Here is a 1136-nt window from a genome sequence, read left to right as displayed (position 1 = left end):
TTTATTGCTCAATTTATCCGTGAAAACGAAATTAAAACGCAAGAAGAACTTGTGAATACCCTCTTAACTCATGGAATTGACGTTACTCAAGCGACCGTTTCCCGCGATATTAAATCACTTGCCCTAATCAAGGTGCCAGCTGAATCTGGTGGTTATCGTTATGATTTACCAAAAAACAAGGAAGTTTTACAGTCAAGCCTTCATAAAGCCTTAGCTTTTGATGCAATTACGGGAACAAAAATCAAAGATAATATGCTCTGGATTCTTGCTAATCCAGGGACAACAAGTCTTGTGAAAAATTATCTTTTGGAAGAATATAGCGATGATATTTTTTCAATCATTATTGATGATGATAGTGCTTTAGTTATTTTTGAAATGGAAGAAGATGCTAAAAATCTTTATAATTTACTGACAGAATTTTAAATTTACTGACAAGAATATTGTGACAAAATTCTGCTGAATATTTTGAGCGAATTAATAGCTGTCAGTAAAAAAAGAATCAAAGTAGGAAAGATAAGGTTATTGGGTTACTAATAGCCTTGTCATTTATTTTTGAGAAAGGAAATTTTGATGTTACAAGAGATTTCAATCAAAAATTTTGCAATTATTGAAGAAATTCATCTATCCTTTGAGAGTGGAATGACGATTTTAACTGGGGAAACTGGTGCGGGAAAATCAATAATTATTGATGCAATGTCTTTATTATTAGGTGGGCGTGCTTCGAGTGATTTTGTGCGGCATGGGGCAAACAAAGCCGAAATAGAAGGTCTCTTTTTCTTTGATAAAACTCCAGAATTGAAGGCGGTATTATTAGAACTTGGCTTTGAAGAAGTAGATTCTGAAATTATTTTAAGACGTGAGATTTTTGCTAATGGTCGTTCCGTTTGTCGAATCAATGGTCAAATGGTTAATTTAGCTACGCTAAGACAAGTGGGTGAATTATTAGTTGATATTCATGGTCAACACGATAGCCAAGAATTGATGAATCCGAAAAGCCATCTTCGTTTACTTGATGAATTTGGTGACGAAGCCTTTGATCAGATAAAAAATAATTACAAACTCAAATTTGAAAACTTCAAAAATTTGCGTCAACAGCTCAATTTACGACAAAAAAATGAGCAAGAATTTGCTCAAAG

General features: G+C 33.4%; 2 protein-coding genes. Both read left to right on the top strand.

What is annotated here, in order from left to right:
• Nucleotides 1-423, top strand: a 423-nt coding sequence (locus tag ABT114_RS50485; protein WP_351154152.1) for an arginine repressor, incomplete at its 5' end; no start/stop codon positions are given.
• A gap of 147 nt (nucleotides 424-570) precedes the next feature.
• Nucleotides 571-1136, top strand: a 566-nt coding sequence (locus tag ABT114_RS50480) for an AAA family ATPase (protein WP_351154150.1), incomplete at its 3' end; no start/stop codon positions are given.

The organism is Streptomyces sp. NPDC002088 (assembly GCF_040296605.1).
GTDB lineage: Bacteria > Actinomycetota > Actinomycetes > Streptomycetales > Streptomycetaceae > Streptomyces.
Note: the sequence above shows the minus strand (reverse complement) of the source record. Positions and strands in the feature narration are given on the sequence as shown.